The sequence below is a fragment of the Agrobacterium genomosp. 13 str. CFBP 6927 genome (assembly GCA_900012615.1).
Classification (GTDB): Bacteria; Pseudomonadota; Alphaproteobacteria; order Rhizobiales; family Rhizobiaceae; genus Agrobacterium.
Genome location: LT009756.1, coordinates 1,298,463 through 1,316,173 on the forward strand (window position 1 = coordinate 1,298,463; position 17,711 = coordinate 1,316,173).

19 protein-coding genes are annotated in these 17,711 nt (G+C 58.7%); 14 read left to right on the forward strand and 5 right to left on the reverse strand.

Going from position 1 to position 17,711, the window contains the following annotated elements; genetic code table 11:
* Positions 1-234 precede the first annotated feature (234 nt).
* The 5 genes from clpS to AGR13A_RS06470 all read left to right on the forward strand — a co-directional run bounded on the left by clpS (position 235) and on the right by AGR13A_RS06470 (position 5,355).
* Entirely contained in the window at positions 235-588 is a 354-nt protein-coding gene (gene clpS / locus AGR13A_RS06450) for an ATP-dependent Clp protease adapter ClpS (protein WP_046800247.1), read from the forward strand.
* A 10-nt stretch (positions 589-598) separates the two neighbouring features.
* Positions 599-3,112, forward strand: coding sequence for an ATP-dependent Clp protease ATP-binding subunit ClpA (clpA, locus tag AGR13A_RS06455; RefSeq protein WP_080834254.1), 2,514 nt, complete (start codon positions 599-601; stop codon positions 3,110-3,112).
* A gap of 125 nt (positions 3,113-3,237) precedes the next feature.
* Positions 3,238-3,996 (forward strand): AzlC family ABC transporter permease, encoded by a 759-nt coding sequence (locus AGR13A_RS06460; RefSeq protein WP_080834256.1) that lies wholly within the window; start codon positions 3,238-3,240, stop codon positions 3,994-3,996.
* On the forward strand, positions 3,993-4,337 hold the full coding sequence (locus tag AGR13A_RS06465; protein WP_035217523.1) for an AzlD domain-containing protein: 345 nt from the start codon (positions 3,993-3,995) through the stop codon (positions 4,335-4,337). The genes AGR13A_RS06460 and AGR13A_RS06465 overlap by 4 nt, the downstream gene beginning before the upstream one ends.
* Before the next feature lie 67 nt (positions 4,338-4,404).
* The gene (locus AGR13A_RS06470; RefSeq protein WP_080834259.1) at positions 4,405-5,355 is read left to right on the forward strand and encodes a phosphatase PAP2 family protein; all 951 of its coding nucleotides are present in this window, start codon (positions 4,405-4,407) and stop codon (positions 5,353-5,355) included.
* Here AGR13A_RS06470 and AGR13A_RS06475 read toward each other — a convergent pair.
* Positions 5,334-6,221: a LysR family transcriptional regulator gene (locus AGR13A_RS06475; protein WP_080834261.1), complete on the reverse strand. Its 888-nt coding sequence runs from the start codon at positions 6,219-6,221 to the stop codon at positions 5,334-5,336. The genes AGR13A_RS06470 and AGR13A_RS06475 overlap by 22 nt on opposite strands.
* 109 nt (positions 6,222-6,330) lie before the next feature.
* On the opposite strand from AGR13A_RS06475, the gene AGR13A_RS06480 reads away from it, so the two are divergent.
* On the forward strand, positions 6,331-7,185 hold the full coding sequence (locus AGR13A_RS06480; protein ID WP_080834264.1) for an urea carboxylase-associated family protein: 855 nt from the start codon (positions 6,331-6,333) through the stop codon (positions 7,183-7,185).
* Positions 7,186-7,309: 124 nt separating this feature from the next.
* On the opposite strand, the gene AGR13A_RS06485 is transcribed toward AGR13A_RS06480, so the two are convergent.
* Genes AGR13A_RS06485 through AGR13A_RS06500 form a run of 4 tightly spaced genes read right to left on the reverse strand, consistent with a single transcriptional unit; the run spans position 7,310 to position 10,166 of the window.
* Entirely contained in the window at positions 7,310-7,741 is a 432-nt protein-coding gene (locus AGR13A_RS06485; protein ID WP_003496252.1) for an HIT family protein, read from the reverse strand.
* 21 nt (positions 7,742-7,762) lie between these two features.
* On the reverse strand, positions 7,763-8,962 hold the full coding sequence (locus AGR13A_RS06490; RefSeq protein WP_080834266.1) for a GNAT family N-acetyltransferase: 1,200 nt from the start codon (positions 8,960-8,962) through the stop codon (positions 7,763-7,765).
* On the reverse strand, positions 8,959-9,699 hold the full coding sequence (locus AGR13A_RS06495; RefSeq protein ID WP_035217520.1) for a glycerophosphodiester phosphodiesterase: 741 nt from the start codon (positions 9,697-9,699) through the stop codon (positions 8,959-8,961). The genes AGR13A_RS06490 and AGR13A_RS06495 overlap by 4 nt, the downstream gene beginning before the upstream one ends.
* Positions 9,696-10,166: a RidA family protein gene (locus AGR13A_RS06500; RefSeq protein WP_080834267.1), complete on the reverse strand. Its 471-nt coding sequence runs from the start codon at positions 10,164-10,166 to the stop codon at positions 9,696-9,698. The genes AGR13A_RS06495 and AGR13A_RS06500 overlap by 4 nt, the downstream gene beginning before the upstream one ends.
* Positions 10,167-10,282: 116 nt before the next feature.
* Between AGR13A_RS06500 and AGR13A_RS06505 the strand changes: the two genes are divergently transcribed.
* The 8 genes from AGR13A_RS06505 to rseP all read left to right on the forward strand — a co-directional run bounded on the left by AGR13A_RS06505 (position 10,283) and on the right by rseP (position 17,631).
* Complete coding sequence (locus AGR13A_RS06505) at positions 10,283-11,125, forward strand: cell envelope integrity EipB family protein (protein ID WP_080834270.1); 843 nt, start codon at positions 10,283-10,285, stop codon at positions 11,123-11,125.
* 192 nt (positions 11,126-11,317) lie between these two features.
* Entirely contained in the window at positions 11,318-12,085 is a 768-nt protein-coding gene (gene rpsB / locus AGR13A_RS06510; RefSeq protein ID WP_035217513.1) for a 30S ribosomal protein S2, read from the forward strand.
* A 362-nt stretch (positions 12,086-12,447) separates the two neighbouring features.
* Positions 12,448-13,374, forward strand: coding sequence for a translation elongation factor Ts (tsf, locus tag AGR13A_RS06515; protein WP_080834272.1), 927 nt, complete (start codon positions 12,448-12,450; stop codon positions 13,372-13,374).
* 97 nt (positions 13,375-13,471) lie between these two features.
* The gene (gene pyrH / locus AGR13A_RS06520) at positions 13,472-14,194 is read left to right on the forward strand and encodes a UMP kinase (RefSeq protein WP_035218853.1); all 723 of its coding nucleotides are present in this window, start codon (positions 13,472-13,474) and stop codon (positions 14,192-14,194) included.
* Between the two features lie 67 nt (positions 14,195-14,261).
* Positions 14,262-14,819, forward strand: a complete 558-nt coding sequence (frr, locus tag AGR13A_RS06525; protein ID WP_003496224.1) for a ribosome recycling factor — start codon at positions 14,262-14,264, stop codon at positions 14,817-14,819.
* 64 nt (positions 14,820-14,883) lie between these two features.
* Positions 14,884-15,627 carry an isoprenyl transferase gene (locus AGR13A_RS06530; RefSeq protein WP_035217508.1) on the forward strand — a complete coding sequence of 248 codons (744 nt, stop codon included), beginning with the start codon at positions 14,884-14,886 and terminating at the stop codon, positions 15,625-15,627.
* Entirely contained in the window at positions 15,627-16,460 is an 834-nt protein-coding gene (locus AGR13A_RS06535; protein ID WP_035217507.1) for a phosphatidate cytidylyltransferase, read from the forward strand. Before AGR13A_RS06530 ends, AGR13A_RS06535 begins: the two co-directional genes overlap by 1 nt.
* 49 nt (positions 16,461-16,509) lie before the next feature.
* Positions 16,510-17,631 (forward strand): RIP metalloprotease RseP, encoded by a 1,122-nt coding sequence (gene rseP, locus AGR13A_RS06540; protein ID WP_167377525.1) that lies wholly within the window; start codon positions 16,510-16,512, stop codon positions 17,629-17,631.
* Positions 17,632-17,711: the final 80 nt, after the last annotated feature.

Genomic DNA, 17,711 nt, shown 5'->3' on the forward strand with positions numbered 1-17,711 from the left:
TTTGCATCCGGTCTGAAAAACGCGTCGCTGCCGTGGGCGCTTGTCTTCCTTGAGCCCTGGCTGCCTCCACATCCGCACTTTTCCCGAGGTTTGCCTCTTCGCAAACGCAATAGTGATTGCACCGTTTCGCAAGGGGCTTAAAATCGCGTCTTAACGACCTAGATATGAAGAGGCGAAGTTCTCCCTCCTGGCAAAGAACTGTCGGTTTGAGAACGGTTTGGAGAATGATGAAAGATGATCGCTAGGCCGATCTACATGCAGGGCGAGGGCGACGGGGAAGACGGCGGCACCAACCGCGGAACGTCCGTTATTACCCGCGTCAAGCCAAAGACGAAAAGACCGAATTTGTACCGTGTTCTTTTACTGAATGACGACTACACTCCTATGGAGTTCGTCATCCATATTCTGGAGCGTTTTTTCCAGAAGGATCGCGAAGCGGCGACCCGTATCATGCTGCACGTGCACCAGCACGGCGTGGGCGAATGCGGGGTGTTTACATATGAGGTCGCAGAGACGAAAGTAAGCCAGGTCATGGATTTCGCCCGACAGCACCAGCATCCGCTGCAATGCGTCATGGAAAAGAAATGAGGATCGCAACGTGCCAACTTTTTCCCCAAGTCTCGAGAAGGCGCTGCACCAGGCACTGACCTTTGCGAATGAGCGTCACCACGAATATGCGACGCTTGAACATCTACTTCTGGCGCTGATCGACGACGCGGATGCCGCCGCCGTGATGGGCGCCTGCAATGTCGATCTCGATGCGCTGCGCAAGACCGTCAGCGATTACGTCGACAACGAACTGACCAACCTCGTCACCGGTTACGACGAGGATTCCAAGCCCACATCCGGCTTCCAGCGGGTCATCCAGCGGGCTGTGATCCACGTGCAATCGTCCGGCCGCGAGGAAGTGACCGGCGCGAACGTGCTTGTGGCCATTTTCGCCGAGCGCGAAAGCCATGCCGCCTATTTCCTGCAGGAGCAGGAGATGACCCGTTACGACGCGGTCAACTACATCTCCCACGGCATTGGCAAGCGTCCGGGCACGTCGCAGACGCGCACGCCGCGCGGCGCCGATGAGCCCGAAAGCGAAAACAAGGCGAGCCGCAGCAATCCCGAGGAAGAGGGATCTTCCGCCAAGAAGCAGCAGGATGCGCTGAAGGCCTATTGCGTCAACCTCAACGACAAGGCGAGGAACGGCAAGATCGACCCGCTGATCGGCCGCCATGAAGAGGTCAACCGCACCATCCAGATCCTCTGCCGTCGCTCCAAGAACAACCCGCTTTATGTGGGTGATCCCGGCGTGGGCAAGACCGCCATCGCCGAAGGCCTCGCCAAGCGCATCGTCGAAGGCAAGGTGCCGGAGGCTCTCGCCAACGACACGATCTTCTCGCTCGACATGGGCACGCTGCTTGCCGGAACCCGTTATCGCGGTGATTTCGAGGAGCGTCTGAAGCAGGTCGTCAAGGAACTCGAGGAGTTTCCGGGCGCGGTTCTGTTCATCGACGAAATCCACACCGTCATCGGTGCGGGTGCCACCTCCGGCGGCGCGATGGATGCATCGAACCTGCTGAAGCCGGCCCTGTCGTCGGGCGCGATCCGCTGCATCGGCTCGACCACCTACAAGGAATACCGGCAGTTCTTCGAAAAGGACCGTGCACTCGTGCGCCGTTTCCAGAAGATCGACGTCAACGAGCCTTCCATCGATGATGCGATCGCGATCATGAAGGGGCTGAAGCCTTACTTCGAGGATTATCATCACCTGAGATATTCCAACGAGGCGATCAAGGCTGCCGTCGAACTGTCGGCCCGCTACATTTCCGACCGCAAGCTGCCGGACAAGGCGATCGACGTGATCGACGAGACCGGTGCGGCGCAGATGCTGCTGCCGGCTTCCAAGCGCCGCAAGCTGATCACCGAACGGGAAATCGAGGCAACCATCGCGACGATGGCCCGCATTCCCCCGAAGACAGTCTCCAAGGATGACGAGATGGTTCTCGCCAACCTCGAAAAGGAACTGCGCTCGGTCGTTTACGGTCAGGACATCGCCATTGAGGCGCTTGCCACCGCCATCAAGCTGGCCCGCGCCGGCCTGCGCGAACCGAACAAGCCGATCGGCTCCTATGTCTTCTCCGGCCCAACGGGCGTGGGCAAGACGGAAGTGGCCAAGCAGCTTGCCGCCTCGCTCGGCGTCGAGATGCTGCGCTTTGACATGTCGGAATATATGGAGCGTCATACCGTGTCGCGCCTGCTCGGCGCACCTCCCGGTTATGTCGGCTTCGATCAGGGCGGTCTGCTGACCGATGGCGTCGACCAGCATCCGCATTCCGTGGTGCTGCTGGACGAAATCGAAAAGGCGCATCCGGATATCTACAACATCCTGTTGCAGGTGATGGACCATGGCTCGCTGACCGACCATAATGGCAAGAAGATCGACTTCCGCAACGTCATCCTCATCATGACGACCAATGCGGGTGCATCCGAAATGGCGAAATCCGCCATCGGTTTCGGTTCTTCGCGGCGCACAGGCGAGGATGAAGAGGCGATCAACCGCCTGTTCACCCCGGAATTCCGCAACCGTCTGGATGCGATCATTCCGTTCTCGCCGCTGCCGACCGCCGTCATCCACAAGGTCGTGCAGAAGTTCGTCATGCAGCTGGAAACCCAGCTTTCCGAGCGGAATGTCACCTTCGATCTGCATGAGGACGCGATTTCCTGGCTGGCGGAAAAGGGTTACGACGAGAAGATGGGCGCTCGCCCGCTGTCTCGCGTAATCCAGGAAAACATCAAGAAGCCGCTCGCCAACGAAATTCTCTTCGGCAAGCTCAAGAAGGGCGGTGTCGTCAGCGTCACCGTCGGCAAGAAGGACGACGGCTCCGACGGCCTCATACTCGAGGTTCTGCCGGAGACAGCGCCCGTGAAGCCACAGCCGGAAGCCGAGTTGAAGGCGGCCAAATCGCCCGGCAAGGCGAAAGCCAAGGCGAAACCCGCCTCGAAGGCGGCAAAAGCCAATGAAGAGGCGGAGATTCTTGTGGCCGAGACCGACAAGTCGGGCGAGGATAACAAGCCACGCCGCAAGGCCAATACGGTGCCGAAAGTGCCGAAGAAGAAGTGATCGCGGTCCTTGGAGCATTTCCGGTAAAAATGCGCAGCATCTTTACATTCGGAAAATGCGTGGAAACAAAGATATAAACCGATGCCGGGCGGAGGCCCGGCATTTTCATGCATAGTGGATCAGCAATGCAGACTGCCGACAGCGATGCCATCCCCCTGAGCGGCTGGTTTTTCAGGGGAATGCGGGGCATATTCTCGCTGCCCTCGCTCATTCTCATGACATCCTTTGTCGGTTTCAGCGCCTTCGCGCTGGAATCAGGCGTTGCGCGCGGCGAAGCCGTGTTCATGACACTGACGATCTGGGCCTTGCCGGCCAAGATGATCCTGATCGGCTCCATGGTCGGCGGCGCCAATCTCGCCGCCTGTTTTCTGGCGGTAACGCTGTCATCGGTGCGGATGATGCCGATGGTCGCTTCCATCGTTCCGGAAATGCGCGGCGCGAAGACGCCGACATGGATTTTGCTGTTTCTTTCCCACTTCGTTGCAATCACGGCCTGGGTTTTCGCCACGCAGAACCTCTCGAAAGTGCCGCGTGAGGCGCGTGCTGCCTGGTTCGCCGGTTTCGGCATCACGCTTACCGTCGTCAATGCGATCATCGTCGGCCTTTGTTACGGCGTCGTCGCGGCCTTTCCGCCGCTGGTCGCCGGCGTCCTGTTCTTTCTCACACCGGTCTATTTCGTGGCGTCGATCTGGGCGTCGGCCCGCCATTCCGTCGTCAAGGTCGCCTTTGTCATCGGCGTGATCGCAGGTCCGGTCTTCGCGGTGATCGCACCCGAATTCGACATTCTCTATGCCGGGATAGGCGGCGGAACTGCCGCCTATCTGATCGACCGCTTCGTCTTCCGCCGCAGGATCAAACCCGTTTCACCGGAGAGCGAGCCATGATGACTGAAAACTGGTGGGCGCCCTATCTCTTCATCGCCATTGCCGGCTGGCTGGCGACCGATCTCTGGCGCTGGCTGGGCGTTCTCGCCGGCAATCGGCTGAAGGAGGATTCGGAGGCGCTTCACTGGGTGAGGGCGGTCGCCACCGCGCTCGTCATGGCCGTTACCGCCAAGCTGATCGTGTTCCCGACCGGGTCGCTCGAAGCGTCGCCTTTATGGCTGCGTATCGGAGCGGCGGCACTCGGCTTTGCCGCATTCCTGTTGGCCGGCCAGCGCGTCATCGTCGGCGTCGCCGTTCCGATCCTGCTTTTGGCCGGTGGATTGCTGGTGCTCGGTTTTTAATACTCTCCTTATCCGAATATTAAGCCTGTTGCCCTAGTTTGCCACTGACTAAACAGGGGCCAAATCCATGCGGCTATTCGCGGCAGAACGTTTTGTACTTGGCTTTATCGCCATATTATTCGCCATCGATGCGGCTTTGATCGCCGTCAAAGGCATCAGGGTCGATTACGCCGGATATTTTTTATGCGCGCTGGCGGGCGCTGGCGTTTTCATCCTCGGTCAATTCTATCGCAAAAGCGGGCGTGATCTTCGCATTGCCGCTGCCCTGATTGCGGGCGGCCTGTTCATTCTCTTCACGCTTGTCGCCTCGGTGTTTAACTACATGTTCCTGCCCGTCGCTTTCCCGACGATTGATCATGTGCTCTTCCGCGTGGATGCGGCTTTCGGTTACAGCTGGACAGGCATCGTCCTATGGGCGGCGACACACCCATGGATCGGAAAAATCCTGTTCTTCGTTTATGCGACATCGCTGCCGCAGCTTCTGGCCATAATCATAATTCTCGGCTTTACCGGCAAAGACCGGAAGTTACACCATTTTCTTGTGACTGGTGTACTTGGAGCCTTTGTCAGCATTGTCTTCTGGATATTTTTTCCGACCTATGGAGCAGCGGCCTACTATGATTTACCGCAATGGGTAATGGAAACTATTCCTATAGCGCTTGATCCCTCATACGCGCGTGAGGTCGCAAGGATGGGTCAGGATGGTGTAGCGTATATATCGCCGCGTAACGTATTGGGCTTGATTAGCTTCCCGTCGTTCCACACCTTCATGGCGGCTATGTCCGTATGGTTCGTCCCGCGCCATAGGTTGGTAGTGGCGGTGATCCTGCCACTGAACCTTTTGATGCTGCCGGCCGTTCTGGTCCAGGGCGGACACCATCTCTCGGATATTTTTGGTGGTCTTGTCGCTTTCGTCATCGTCTGTGCCGCCTCAGCCCGCCTGCTTGACTGGCTTTCGGCAAAAGAACTGGCGGCTGGGAAGGTTATAGCTCCTGCTCAGATATTGGCGGCGGAATAATTGCCGCGCGTTCCGCTCTCACGGGCCTCAGCAACAAGCCAGTCCGACAGGATGCGGGCAGGCGCGGTCATCTCGTCCGCCTCTATCAGCCAGTAATATTTGTCCGTATCGGCCGCCCGATCGGAAAGCACGCTCAATTGACCATCGGCGATCTCGTCGCCAAGAAGTGCCGTCGGGCAAAGGCCGATGCCCTGTCCAGCCTTGAGGGCGGTGACCAGCAGATTGAAATCCGCGAAGATGGGACCGGTGGTCTTGGGAAGGGATAGGTCAGCAGTTGCAAGCCAGTTCCGCCACGCCGTCTCGCTGTGGTCATGCAGCAATTCCGCCTGCAGCAGGCTCGAGGCGTCATCGAAGGGACCGGATTTCGCGAGATAGGCAGGCGCGCATGTCGGTCGTGTCTCGGCGCTGAAGAGCGCCACGGCTTTTTGTGCGGGCGTTGGCCCGTGTATTATGCTGAGATCGGGTTGATCATTTCCTCCGATATAATAGCTGATCGACACCTGTATCTGGGGATGCAGCGCCCGGAAACGGGGAAGGCGCGGTGTCAGGAAATGGGCCACCACCGAAGGCAGGCTGGCGAGACGGACCGTCATGCCGTCGCTGCCCCGCCTGATCCTTTGCGCGCCGGAGGCGATCTGTCGTAAACCGTCCGAAACTGTGATGCCGAACTCTTGGCCCGCCGGGGTGAGCCTGACCCCGCGCGCGTGGCGCTCGAAAAGAGCCACGCCGAGCCACGCCTCCAGATTGCGCACATGTTGGCTGACGGCAGTTGCCGTCATGCCGAGTTCCTGCGCGGCCAGGGAAAAGCTTGCTCTTCTGGCGGCGGCTTCAAAGGCGCGGAGGGTGGCGAGCGGTGGCAGTTTCATATCGCCAAGGCTAAGTAAAACTTGGTCTGAGCGCAAGAAAAACCCGTCTTGCCAGCCGCCCATTCATGCCGCAGTTTCGCGCCGACATCTATATTGCTCCGAGGATTTCATGACCCCTATGCCTGTTGCCGCCGAGCCCGTTGACGCCGCCACGCGCCGCGCTGTCCGCCCCGTCGTCGTTTATCCGAACGGCACCCTTGAGGCGCCCGACCTTGCGCTTCTCGAGAAGGCAAAGAAGCATATGGAGAAGATCGACGAGGTCATCGTGCCCCCACGCGACGGCCGCAGCTTCAATGTGCCGAAGGGGCATTTTTTCCGCATCGTCAGCATTGAGGGGCCGCAGGTCGGCGATCTCAACCTCTGGAACGCCAATGATCTGACCGAACGGTTTTTCAGCGGGAAGACCCGCGCCCTGCATGCCACCCATGTTTCCGTCGGCAACCGGTTGTGGAGCAACCTGCCGTCCCTGCGGCCGATGGCGACCATCACCCACGATACCCTGTCATGGTACGGCTTCGACGAAGACGGCGGCGGCGTTCATGACGTGATCGGCACACGCTGCGATCCCTATACCAACAAGCTCCTGAGCGGCGGCGATTACCACCATTGCTGCCATTCCAATCTGACCAATGCGCTCGCCTCCGCCAGCGGCCTGTCGTTCCGGCAGGCAGAGCCGCATGTACATGATGTGCTGAACGTCTTCATGTGCACGGGTTTCACCCACGACACACACCAATATTTCATGAAAGCAAGCCCGGTGCGGCCGGGTGACTATCTGGAATTCTTTGCGGAAATCGATCTCATCGGCGCTCTTTCCGCCTGCCCGGGCGGCGATTGCAGCGCCACCCATTCCAGCGATACGGCAGCCTGTTATCCGCTGAAGGTGGAGATTTTCCGGCCGGATATGGCGGTGCTTGAAGGCTGGCCTTGGCCGGAACGGAATGCTTACCGTTATCCGGAATGATCAGTCCGAAAACCTCTCCTTCGTCATGCTCGGCCTGTCCCGAGCATCTGCAACCGATTGATTTCAGATACGTGGTTGGATCCTCGGCACAAGGCCGAGGATGACGTCACATGCGAGGCAGCTATCAGGAAGCAAGCGCCGCCTTTATCTTCTCCGCATGGGCTTTCAACACCTCGCCATCGGCCATCACACCGGAATGCGGCTTCAGCGGCTCGCCTTCCTTGCGCGGAATGACGTGGAAATGCAGGTGAAAAACGGTCTGCCCAGCCGCCGGTTCGTTGAACTGGGCGATGAAGACGCCATCCGCATCGAAGGCTTCCTTGGCCGCCACGGCCAGTTTCTGCACCACGGGAATGGTTCTCGCCAGCACTTCCGGGTCGGCATCGAGCAGGTTGCGGGAGCCGGTCTTGGGAACGACGAGCAGGTGGCCGGGGGCCTGTGGCATCACATCCATGAAGGCCAGCGTATGTTCGTCCTCGTAAAGCTTGTGGCTCGGAATTTCGCCGCGCAGGATTTTCGCGAAGATATTGTTGTCATCATAAGCGCTGGCCGTCATCGGTGATCTCCTCATCGCGGACTATGCGTCCGGTTCCTGTTCCTGTCTCTCGCCCTTGCGGAAGGGCGTGTGTTCATCAAGATAATCGCCGATATGCTCGACTTCCTCGCGCTCGCGCTGAAGATAATCGGCAATGGCGCGGCGCAGGCCCGGATGGACGATGAAATGCGCCGAATGAGTGGTGACAGGCGTGTAGCCACGCGCCAGCTTGTGCTCGCCCTGCGCGCCCGCTTCCACCCGTTTCAATCCCCTGGAGAGCGCGAAATCGATCGCCTGATGGTAACAGACCTCGAAATGCAGGAAGGGATGATCCTCGATGCAGCCCCAGTGGCGGCCATAAAGCGCATCCGAGCCGATGAAATTGATCGCGCCGGCAATATAGCGCCCGTCGCGTTTCGCCATCACCAGCAGCACATCATCGGCCATACGCTCGCCGATCAGCGAATAAAACTCCCGCGTCAGATAGGGCCGGCCCCATTTGCGGCCGCCGGTATCCATGTAGAAGGCGAAAAACTGGTCCCAGATATCCTCGGTCAGGTCGCTTCCGGTCAGGCAGTCGATCTCGATGCCGTTTTCCAGCGCCGCACGGCGTTCTTTCTTCAGCCCCTTGCGCTTGCGCGAAGAAAGGGCGTCGAGAAAATCACCGTGGTCGCGATAACCGTCATTGATGAAATGAAACTGCTGGTCGGTCCTGTGCAGGAAATCGCGCGGCAGAAGGGCGGAAAGATCGCTTTCTTCCAGAAATGTGACATGTGCCGAGGAGACGCCGATCTTCTCAGTCACCTGCGCGAGACCGGAGGCCAGTAACGCCTTGAAGCGTGTCTCGTCTCCGTTTTCCGAAACGAGCAGCCGTGGACCGGTTGCCGGTGTGAAGGGCACTGAACATTGCAGTTTCGGGTAATAATGCCCGCCGGCCCGTTCAAAAGCATCCGCCCAGCCATGGTCGAAGACATATTCGCCCTTGCTGTGGTTCTTCAGATAGGCAGGTATTGCCCCAACCAGCCCGCCGGACGCGTTTTCGAGAAGCAGATGGTGTCCGAGCCAGCCGGTCTTGGCAGTCGCCGATCCGGAATCCTCCATGGAGGATAAAAATTCGTGGGAAATAAATGGGTTGTAATATTTTCCTGATGTATTGCGCGACGTTCCGGAAAGCCGTTTCCAGCTTTCCGGATCGATATCCCCAAAGGATTGCGCGATACTGATGGAATAGTCTTCTGTCATGCCGTGGCGGACGGGTTCTCTCTCGGGTCGAAACCTTCGAATGTCATCTGGTCCGCATATTTATAGGTAGTCTCGCGCGCATTTTCATCCCTGACTGTCCAGGTAATCACCGGAAGGCCAAGTTTTCTTTGCGCCTCGATGAAGCTGTTGGGCAGGTGACCCCAATGATAGGAGATGAAATCGAGACCCAGCTGCATCGCTTCGTCATGTTTGAAGAAGTCTTCCGGCTTGTTGCCTTCGGCGGTGAGACCCAGTGGCCAGGGCGAGCCGGCCGCCTTCAGATCCTTCAGCAGATGGTGGTCGAAGCTCATCAGCGCCACATGGCCCTTATAGCCCTCGAGGTCTTCCAGCACCGCCTCGGCAAAACCGTCGTCGACGCCTTCGCCCTCACGGCCTTTCAGCTCGATCACCAGCGGTACCTTGCCGGCGCAGAGCGCCAGAAGCTGCTTCAGCGTCGGAACGCGATCTTTCGTCTGGCCGACGGAAAGGAGCGACAGTTCACCGGAGGTGCGTTCACGCACGTCGCCCTTGATGCCCGTCAGCCGGGCCATGTCGTGGTCGTGAAAAATCACCGGCACACTGTCGGCCGCCAGCTGCACGTCGCATTCGATGGCGAAACCGGCCTCGATGGCGCGGGAAAATGCCGAAAGCGTATTTTCCCAGACGGCCTTGTTGAGGTCATGATAACCGCGATGGGCGACGGGTTCGGCCGTCAGCCAGGAGAGTTTAAGGGTCATGCTTCGATTTCCACGATGGCGTCGATCTCGACGGCGGCATTGAAGGGCAGGCAGGCCATGCCAACAGCGGCGCGGGCATGCTTGCCGGCATCGCCGAGAACATTGGCGAGAAGATTGGAGGCGCCGTTGATGACGAGATGCTGTTCGACGAATTCCGGAACCGAGGCGACGAAGCCATTCAGCTTGATGACGCGGCGGATTTTCGAGAGGTCGCCATTCAACGCGGCCTTGACCTGTGCGAGAATGTTGACGGCGCAAAGTTCGGCGGCGCGTTGGGCGCCTGGCACGTCTACATCGCGGCCAACAAGGCCGGTCACCGCAATCTTGCCTGATTCCATCGGCAGTTGACCCGATACATAAAGCAGATTGCCGCTGATGGTGAAGGGAACGTAGTTTGCGGCTGGTGCTGCGGCTACGGGAAGCGTAAAGCCAAGTTCCTTGAGGCGGCCTTCGATGACATCAGACATTTTCGTCTCCGGTTTTGTTGTAAATCCTTCAAGAATCCGGCATTCAGAAGATGTTGATCCAAAAGCCGGGCGGTTGCTTGTACAATATGAGCGGCTCTTCCAACAGGAGATATTGCATGTTTGTCAGGACGCTTGGTTTCGTTGCCGCAACAGGGCTTATGACCGGCCTGTCAAACGCCGCCAATGCCTTGCCGGTGGCGGTTCCGGACCTCGTCGCGCACCGCGCAGTTTATGATCTCGAACTCAAGGATGCGTCCGACCGCTCCGGCATCGAGGGCATGACTGGCCGCATGGTCTATGAATTCACCGGCTCGGCCTGTCAGGGTTACAAGACGGATTTCCGCTTCGTGACGCAGATCAACACCGGCGATGCTGTTCGCATGACCGACCAGCAGACCACCACCTTCGAGGATCTGGCCGCGAAGAAGTTCACCTTCGAGACCAAGTCCTACACCGACGACAAGCTGGACAAGGAAGTGCAGGGGGCGGCAATCGACGGCACCGACGGCGTGAAGGTCGATTTGACGAGGCCTGATGCCCGCCAGGTCAGTCTCGTCGCCAGCGAATTTCCCACGGAACACATGTTCCAGGTCATCGAACATGCCAAACAGGGAAAACGCATCTTCGAATCCCGCATTTTCGACGGTTCGGATGATGGCGACGAAAGCCTGATCACCTCCACGCTGGTCGGCAAGTCGCAGATGCCGAAGGACGGCGATGCCGAGGCCGGCAAGGCGGGCGATTTCGCCAAGGCTGCATTCTGGCCGGTGACCATCGCTTATTACAACGACAAGACGGGTACGGACGCGCTGCCGATCTACCGCATGTCGTTCAAGCTCTATGAAAACGGAATCACCCGCGACCTGACGATGGATTACGGCGATTTCGTTCTGACGGGAAAGCTTGCGAAGCTCGATATTCTCAAGCCCGAAACCTGCGAAAACAAGCCTGTCCGCTGAAAGGCGGCTGTTTCTGCGGTTTTTTCGCATAAATGCTTGCATTTTCACGCGGGCGACTGTATGCGGCTCACCATTCCACACGCGAAGCTTGGGATGTTCCGGGAGAAATCCGGTCCGTTCCGCCCGGTGGTATCGATGAAAATCGGTGCTGTTCGCTTCGCGGGGGTTAAACCGGAAAAGGAGTAACAAGGCATGGCATTGCCCGATTTTTCTATGCGCCAGCTTCTGGAAGCTGGTGTTCACTTCGGCCACCAGACGCACCGCTGGAACCCGAAGATGAAGCCGTACATCTTCGGCGACCGTAACAACATCCACATCATCGACCTGGCTCAGACCGTTCCGATGCTGTCGCGCGCCCTTCAGGTCGTGTCCGACACCGTTGCACGTGGCGGCCGCGTTCTGTTCGTCGGCACCAAGCGCCAGGCGTCCGAAATCATCGCCGACAGCGCAAAGCGTTCGGCCCAGTACTACGTCAACTCCCGCTGGCTCGGCGGCATGATGACCAACTGGAAGACCATCTCCAACTCGATCCAGCGCCTGCGCAAGGTCGACGAGATCCTGAACTCGGAAGCTTCCGGCTACTCCAAGAAGGAACGCCTGAACCTCGAGCGCGAACGCGAAAAGCTTGAAAAGGCTCTCGGCGGTATCCGCGATATGGGTGGCGTTCCGGACCTGATGTTCATCATCGACACCAACAAGGAAAAGATCGCGATCGAAGAAGCCAAGCGTCTTGGCATTCCGGTCGTTGCGATCATCGACAGCAACTGCGACCCGGACCACATCGACTTCCCGATCCCGGGTAACGACGATGCTTCGCGCGCCATCTCGCTCTATTGCGACCTGATCGCCCGCGCTGCCATCGACGGTATCGCACGTCAGCAGGGCGCTTCCGGCCGCGACATCGGCGCTGCTGAAGAAGCTCCGATCGAGCCCGCTCTCGAAGACGAGGCTGGCGCCTGATTTAGGCCCTGTCTGGCGGCGATTTCTTGATCGCCGTCTCCTCGACCAGGATATGACAAGGCCGTCAAAGACCTTCAATGGGTTGACGGCCTTGTTCGTTTCATACCGCTCCGTCTCGGTTTTTACGAAGCTGTCGGCGTCTGATGTGGTTGAAACGGAAAGCAGTCTTCATAACGCTGTCACACTTCGGCGGCACCCATCATTTCGATGTATGGAGACGCCGCAGCACTTGGGAATGCGCATACCCCTTTCCTGAAATCCTCTCCGGTTTCAAAGGGTGTGCGGCCGGGTACACTCATCACCCAGAAATTCGGCACGGCAAATTCAGCCGGCTGACCGATCGAACCGATAAGAGGCAAACAATGACCGAAATCACAGCCGCAATGGTGAAGGAACTGCGCGAGAAATCCGGCGCAGGCATGATGGACTGCAAGAAGGCTCTTGCTGAAACCAATGGCGACATGGAAGCGGCGATCGACTGGCTGCGCGCCAAGGGCATCGCAAAGGCCGACAAGAAGTCCGGCCGTACGGCTGCCGAAGGTCTGATCGGCGTCGCCACCATGGGTCACAAGGCTGTTGTTGTCGAACTCAACTCCGAGACCGACTTCGTTGCCCGTAACGATGCGTTCCAGGATCTCATCCGCGGTATCGCCCAGGTTGCCCTCACCACCAACGGCACCGTTGACGCTGTTTCCGCTGCCACCTATCCGGCAACCGGCAAGTCCGTTGCAGACAGCATCAAGGACGCGATTGCCACCATCGGCGAAAACATGACGCTGCGCCGTTCGGCTGCGCTCGAAGTCGAGCACGGCGTTGTCGCGACCTACATCCACAATGCTGCCGGCGACGGCATCGGCAAGCTCGGTGTTCTCGTTGCCCTGAAGTCGGTTGGCGACAAGGCTGTCCTGAACTCGATCGGCCGCCAGGTTGCCATGCACATTGCTGCGACCAACCCGCTCGCCATCCGCGCTGAAGAAGTCGACGCCGCCGTTGCTGAGCGCGAGCGTAACGTCTTCATCGAACAGGCCCGCGAATCTGGCAAGCCGGAAGCCATCATCGAAAAGATGGTTGATGGCCGCATGCGCAAGTTCTTCGAGGAAGTCGCCCTTCTGTCGCAGGCTTTCGTCATCAACCCGGACCTGACCGTCGGCGCTGCCATCAAGGAAGCCGAAAAGGAAGCCGGCGCGGCGATCGAGGTAACGGGCATGGTTCGCCTGCTGCTCGGCGAAGGCGTTGAAAAGGAAGAAAGCGATTTCGCAGCTGAAGTCGCTGCCGTCGCCAAGGGCTGATTATATTTACCCAATCTTGGGAAAACGGGAGGGCATCGCGTGACAACGCGGTGCCCTTCGTGTATCCGCGTTTCGGTTACATTTCCGAGGAGTCATGATGTCTTCCAAGCCGATCTACAAACGTGTTCTTCTCAAGGCTTCCGGCGAAGCCCTCATGGGCGATCAGGGTTTCGGTATCGATGTGGCGGTGGCCGACCGGATCGCCTCCGATATCGCTGAAGCAAGGGCGATGGGCGTTGAAGTCGGCGTTGTCGTCGGCGGCGGCAATATTTTCCGCGGCGTCGCCGTGGCCTCCAAGGGCGGCGACCGTGTCACCGGCGACCATATGGGCATGCTGGCGACCGTCATCAACGCGCTGGCGCTCGCGACGTCGCTGCGCAAGCTCAGCATCGATACCGTCGTTCTGTCTGCAATCGCCATGCCTGAAATCTGCGAGAGCTTCTCGCAGCGCGCAGCACTTCACCACCTCGCACAGGGTCGCGTGGTGATTTTTGCCGGCGGCACGGGCAATCCCTTCTTCACCACCGATTCCGCCGCTGCGCTGCGCGCCGCGGAAATGGGCGCCGAGGCCATCTTCAAGGGCACCCAGGTGGATGGCATCTATTCAGCCGATCCGAAGAAGGATCCGGCAGCCACCCGCTTCGACGAGCTGACCCATAGCGAAGTGCTCGGCAAGGGTCTCGCGGTCATGGATATCGCGGCTGTCGCACTTGCCCGCGAAAACCACATCCCGATCATCGTTTTCTCGATCCATGAGAAGGGCGGTTTCGCGCAGATATTGACCGGCGGTGGCCGCAAGACCATCGTGCACGACAAGTAATCAAGAAAAGATGCCGTCCCCTGGGGCGAATTCCGGCCGGAAAGGCCGACAGAGATGGAGTATCTAGATGAGTGGTATTGACCTCAACGATATCAAGCGCCGCATGGATGGCGCCATCAATGCGTTCAAGAGCGATATCGCATCGCTGCGCACCGGCCGTGCTTCGGCCAACATTCTCGATCCGGTAACCATCGAGGCCTATGGCTCGCGCGTGCCGCTCAATCAGGTCGCGAACATCACCGTACCGGAGCCGCGCATGCTCGGCGTCAACATCTGGGACAAGTCGATGGTCAATGCCGTCGATCGCGCGATCCGCGAATCCAATCTCGGCCTCAACCCGATCGTTGATGGCCAGAACCTCAGAATTCCGCTGCCCGAGCTCAACGAGGAGCGCCGCAAATCGCTCGTCAAGGTAGCCCATGATTATGCCGAAAAGTCCAAGGTGGCGATTCGCCATGTGCGTCGTGATGGCATGGATGGTCTGAAAAAAGCCGAAAAGGACGGTGACATCGGTCAGGACGAAAGCCGTGGACAGTCCGAAAAGGTCCAGAAAATGACCGACGACACGATTTCGGAAATTGACCGCTTGCTTGGCGAGAAGGAAAAGGAAATCATGCAGGTCTGATATCGCTTGCGATAGACCTGTATTTTATTCGTTTTAATTCCGCACTGCCTGTTACTGGATCGATATGCCGACGACGACACGTTCCTCCATACCCGAGCACGTCGCCATCATCATGGATGGCAATGGACGCTGGGCAAAACAGCGCGGTCTTCCGCGCGTGATGGGGCATCGCCGCGGGGTGGAGGCGGTGCGCGAAACCGTGCGTGCAGCGGGTGAATGCGGTATCCGTTATCTCACCCTCTTCGCCTTTTCGTCAGAAAACTGGCGCAGGCCGGAATCCGAGGTGAGCGACCTGATGGGCCTGCTGAAGGCTTTCATCCGGCGCGACCTTGCGGAACTGCATCGCGAAAACGTCCGTGTTCGGATCATCGGCGACCGCGAGGGGTTGAGGAACGACATCCGCAGCCTTCTCGAAGAAGCCGAACAGATGACGGCTGATAACACCAAGCTGACGCTGGTGATTGCCTTCAACTATGGCAGCCGCGACGAGATTACCCGCGCGACAATGGCGATCGCCCGCGATGTCGCCGAAGGCCGGCTGGATGCGGCATCGATCACGTCGGAGATGATTTCGGCGAGACTGGATACGTCCGGAATACCGGATCCCGATCTGATCATCCGCACCAGCGGTGAGGAGCGTCTGTCGAACTTCCTGCTCTGGCAGGCGGCTTATTCCGAGTTCCTTTTCATTCCTGAATATTGGCCCGATTTCGACCGGCAGCTGTTCTTTTCCGCAATCGAGCAATATGCAACGCGTGACCGCCGCTTCGGCGCAATCGCCGAGCCGGTTGCCGTGGCAGGCGCCTGATGAGCCGTGAACTCAGACTGCGGATCGTGTCCGCAATTGTCATGGCGGCCGCCATATTGGTCGCGACCTGGTATGGCGGCATTCTGTTCCGCATCGTGGCCGGCCTTCTGGCGATTCTCATCTATTATGAATGGTCAAAGATCACCCGCCTGTCTGAGACCAATCCCACCGGCAATGCCTGGGGCTGGTTTGCGGTCGCGGTCATCGCCGGCAATACGATATTCGGCGAGCCGTCGCTTGATCTGCCGCTGCTGTCTGGCTTTACCCTGACGGCGGCGCTTTTCCCCGTTTTGCGCGGCAGGAACTGGTGGCTAGTGGGCGGCATCGTCTACGCCGGTCTCAGTGGCATATCGCTTGCCGCGATTCGTGGTGACGAGCTGACCGGTTTCGTCTCCATCCTGTTTATTTTCGCTGTCGTCTGGTCGACGGATATCCTGGCTTATTTTGTCGGGCGCGCCATTGGCGGGCCTAAGCTCGCGCCGGCGATCTCGCCAGGCAAGACGTGGTCGGGCGCTGTCGGCGGTGCAGTGGCGGCACTGATCGGGGGCGGGGCGGTATCGCTCGCCTATCATGGCAGGATCAGCCTGCTTGTGCTGGGCCTCGCTCTCATCCTCTCCATATTCAGCCAGATCGGCGATCTTTTTGAATCCTTCGTGAAGCGGCGGTTTCAGGTCAAGGATTCCAGCCATCTCATTCCCGGCCATGGCGGTTTCATGGATCGGGTCGATGGTCTTGTTTTCGCCTGCTTTACGGTATTCCTCATCGCTTTCGTGCATGCAGCGGCAACCGGCGACGTACCCGGATCGGGTGGCGGTCTGTTACCGGGCTTTTAAGCGGCGCGAAAGGTCATGAAATAAAGGGCAGATTGTCATGAACACAGTAATGGCGGCAACCGGCTTTCTGACCGGCTATATCGTGCCCTTCATTCTGGTACTTTCCCTGCTCGTTTTTGTCCATGAAATGGGCCATTACCTCGTCGGCCGCTGGAGCGGCATACGCTCCACAGCTTTTTCCATCGGTTTCGGCCCGGAACTGATCGGCTATACCGACCGACGCGGTACACGCTGGAAGATTTCCGCTATCCCGCTTGGCGGCTACGTGAAGTTCTTCGGCGACGAAGATGCAGCCAGCAAGCCCGATAGTTCCGGCCTGTCGCATATGTCGCTGGAGGAGAGGGCGCAGACGCTTTCCGGCGCCAAGCTCTGGAAGAGGGCTGCAACGGTTGCCGCCGGCCCGATTGCCAACTTCATTCTCGCCATCCTCATCTTCGCGGTGCTGTTCGGTGTTTATGGCCGGATGATCGCCGATCCGGTTGTGGCGGAGGTGCGTGAAAACAGTGCCGCCGCGACAGCGGGCGTGCGCGCCGGTGACCGGCTGCTGGCGATTGACGGTGAAAAAATGATGACCTTCGAGGATGTCCGCCGTTATGTCGGCATCCGGCCGGGCACGCCTATCACCGTAACGGTGGAAAGAGCGGGCGAAGAACTGAAGCTACCGATGGTTCCGACCCGAACCGAAACCACCGACCAGTTCGGCAACAAGCTGGAAATGGGCATTATCGGCATTGTCACCGACCAGAGCAGCGGCAATTTCCGCCACATCGAATATTCGCCGTCCCAGGCGCTGGTCGAGGGTGTTCGCGAAACGGGTCACGTCATTACCGGCACCTTCAACTATATCGGCAATCTTGTGACCGGCCGTATGAATGCCGATCAGCTCGGCGGCCCTGTCAGGGTAGCGCAGGCGTCCGGCCAGATGGCGACGCTTGGAATTTCGGCCGTCATCCAGCTTGCCGCCGTTCTTTCCGTGTCGATCGGTCTTCTCAATCTGATGCCTGTACCGGTTCTGGATGGTGGGCATCTGGTGTTTTACGCAATCGAGGCCATTCGCGGCAGGCCGCTTGGCGCCGCTGCGCAGGAAGTGGCTTTCCGTATTGGCATGATGATGATTTTGGGTCTTATGGTTTTTGCAACATGGAATGATATCAGCAGCTTGATCGGCTGAAGATAGTGTTTTAACGGTTTTGTTAGCAGCTTGTTTACCCTGTTTTTATGCCGAAGTGGCGAATGAGCCACTCTGGATCA

Bases quoted from the DNA above. Each gene is read 5' to 3' on its own strand.
- AGR13A_RS06535 (WP_035217507.1), top strand. From the start codon at position 15,627: ATGAGCCGTGAACTCAGACTGCGGATCGTGTCCGCAATTGTCATGGCG.
- AGR13A_RS06500 (WP_080834267.1), bottom strand. From the start codon at position 10,166: ATGTCTGATGTCATCGAAGGCCGCCTCAAGGAACTTGGCTTTACGCTT.
- AGR13A_RS06485 (WP_003496252.1), bottom strand. From the start codon at position 7,741: ATGACGGCCAGCGCTTATGATGACAACAATATCTTCGCGAAAATCCTG.
- AGR13A_RS06460 (WP_080834256.1), top strand. From the start codon at position 3,238: ATGCAGACTGCCGACAGCGATGCCATCCCCCTGAGCGGCTGGTTTTTC.
- AGR13A_RS06480 (WP_080834264.1), top strand. From the start codon at position 6,331: ATGACCCCTATGCCTGTTGCCGCCGAGCCCGTTGACGCCGCCACGCGC.
- rpsB (WP_035217513.1), top strand. From the start codon at position 11,318: ATGGCATTGCCCGATTTTTCTATGCGCCAGCTTCTGGAAGCTGGTGTT.
- AGR13A_RS06530 (WP_035217508.1), top strand. From the start codon at position 14,884: ATGCCGACGACGACACGTTCCTCCATACCCGAGCACGTCGCCATCATC.
- AGR13A_RS06465 (WP_035217523.1), top strand. From the start codon at position 3,993: ATGATGACTGAAAACTGGTGGGCGCCCTATCTCTTCATCGCCATTGCC.
- clpS (WP_046800247.1), top strand. From the start codon at position 235: ATGATCGCTAGGCCGATCTACATGCAGGGCGAGGGCGACGGGGAAGAC.
- pyrH (WP_035218853.1), top strand. From the start codon at position 13,472: ATGTCTTCCAAGCCGATCTACAAACGTGTTCTTCTCAAGGCTTCCGGC.
- AGR13A_RS06495 (WP_035217520.1), bottom strand. From the start codon at position 9,699: ATGACCCTTAAACTCTCCTGGCTGACGGCCGAACCCGTCGCCCATCGC.
- AGR13A_RS06470 (WP_080834259.1), top strand. From the start codon at position 4,405: ATGCGGCTATTCGCGGCAGAACGTTTTGTACTTGGCTTTATCGCCATA.
- rseP (WP_167377525.1), top strand. From the start codon at position 16,510: ATGGCGGCAACCGGCTTTCTGACCGGCTATATCGTGCCCTTCATTCTG.
- AGR13A_RS06490 (WP_080834266.1), bottom strand. From the start codon at position 8,962: ATGACAGAAGACTATTCCATCAGTATCGCGCAATCCTTTGGGGATATC.
- tsf (WP_080834272.1), top strand. From the start codon at position 12,448: ATGACCGAAATCACAGCCGCAATGGTGAAGGAACTGCGCGAGAAATCC.
- AGR13A_RS06505 (WP_080834270.1), top strand. From the start codon at position 10,283: ATGTTTGTCAGGACGCTTGGTTTCGTTGCCGCAACAGGGCTTATGACC.
- AGR13A_RS06475 (WP_080834261.1), bottom strand. From the start codon at position 6,221: ATGAAACTGCCACCGCTCGCCACCCTCCGCGCCTTTGAAGCCGCCGCC.
- frr (WP_003496224.1), top strand. From the start codon at position 14,262: ATGAGTGGTATTGACCTCAACGATATCAAGCGCCGCATGGATGGCGCC.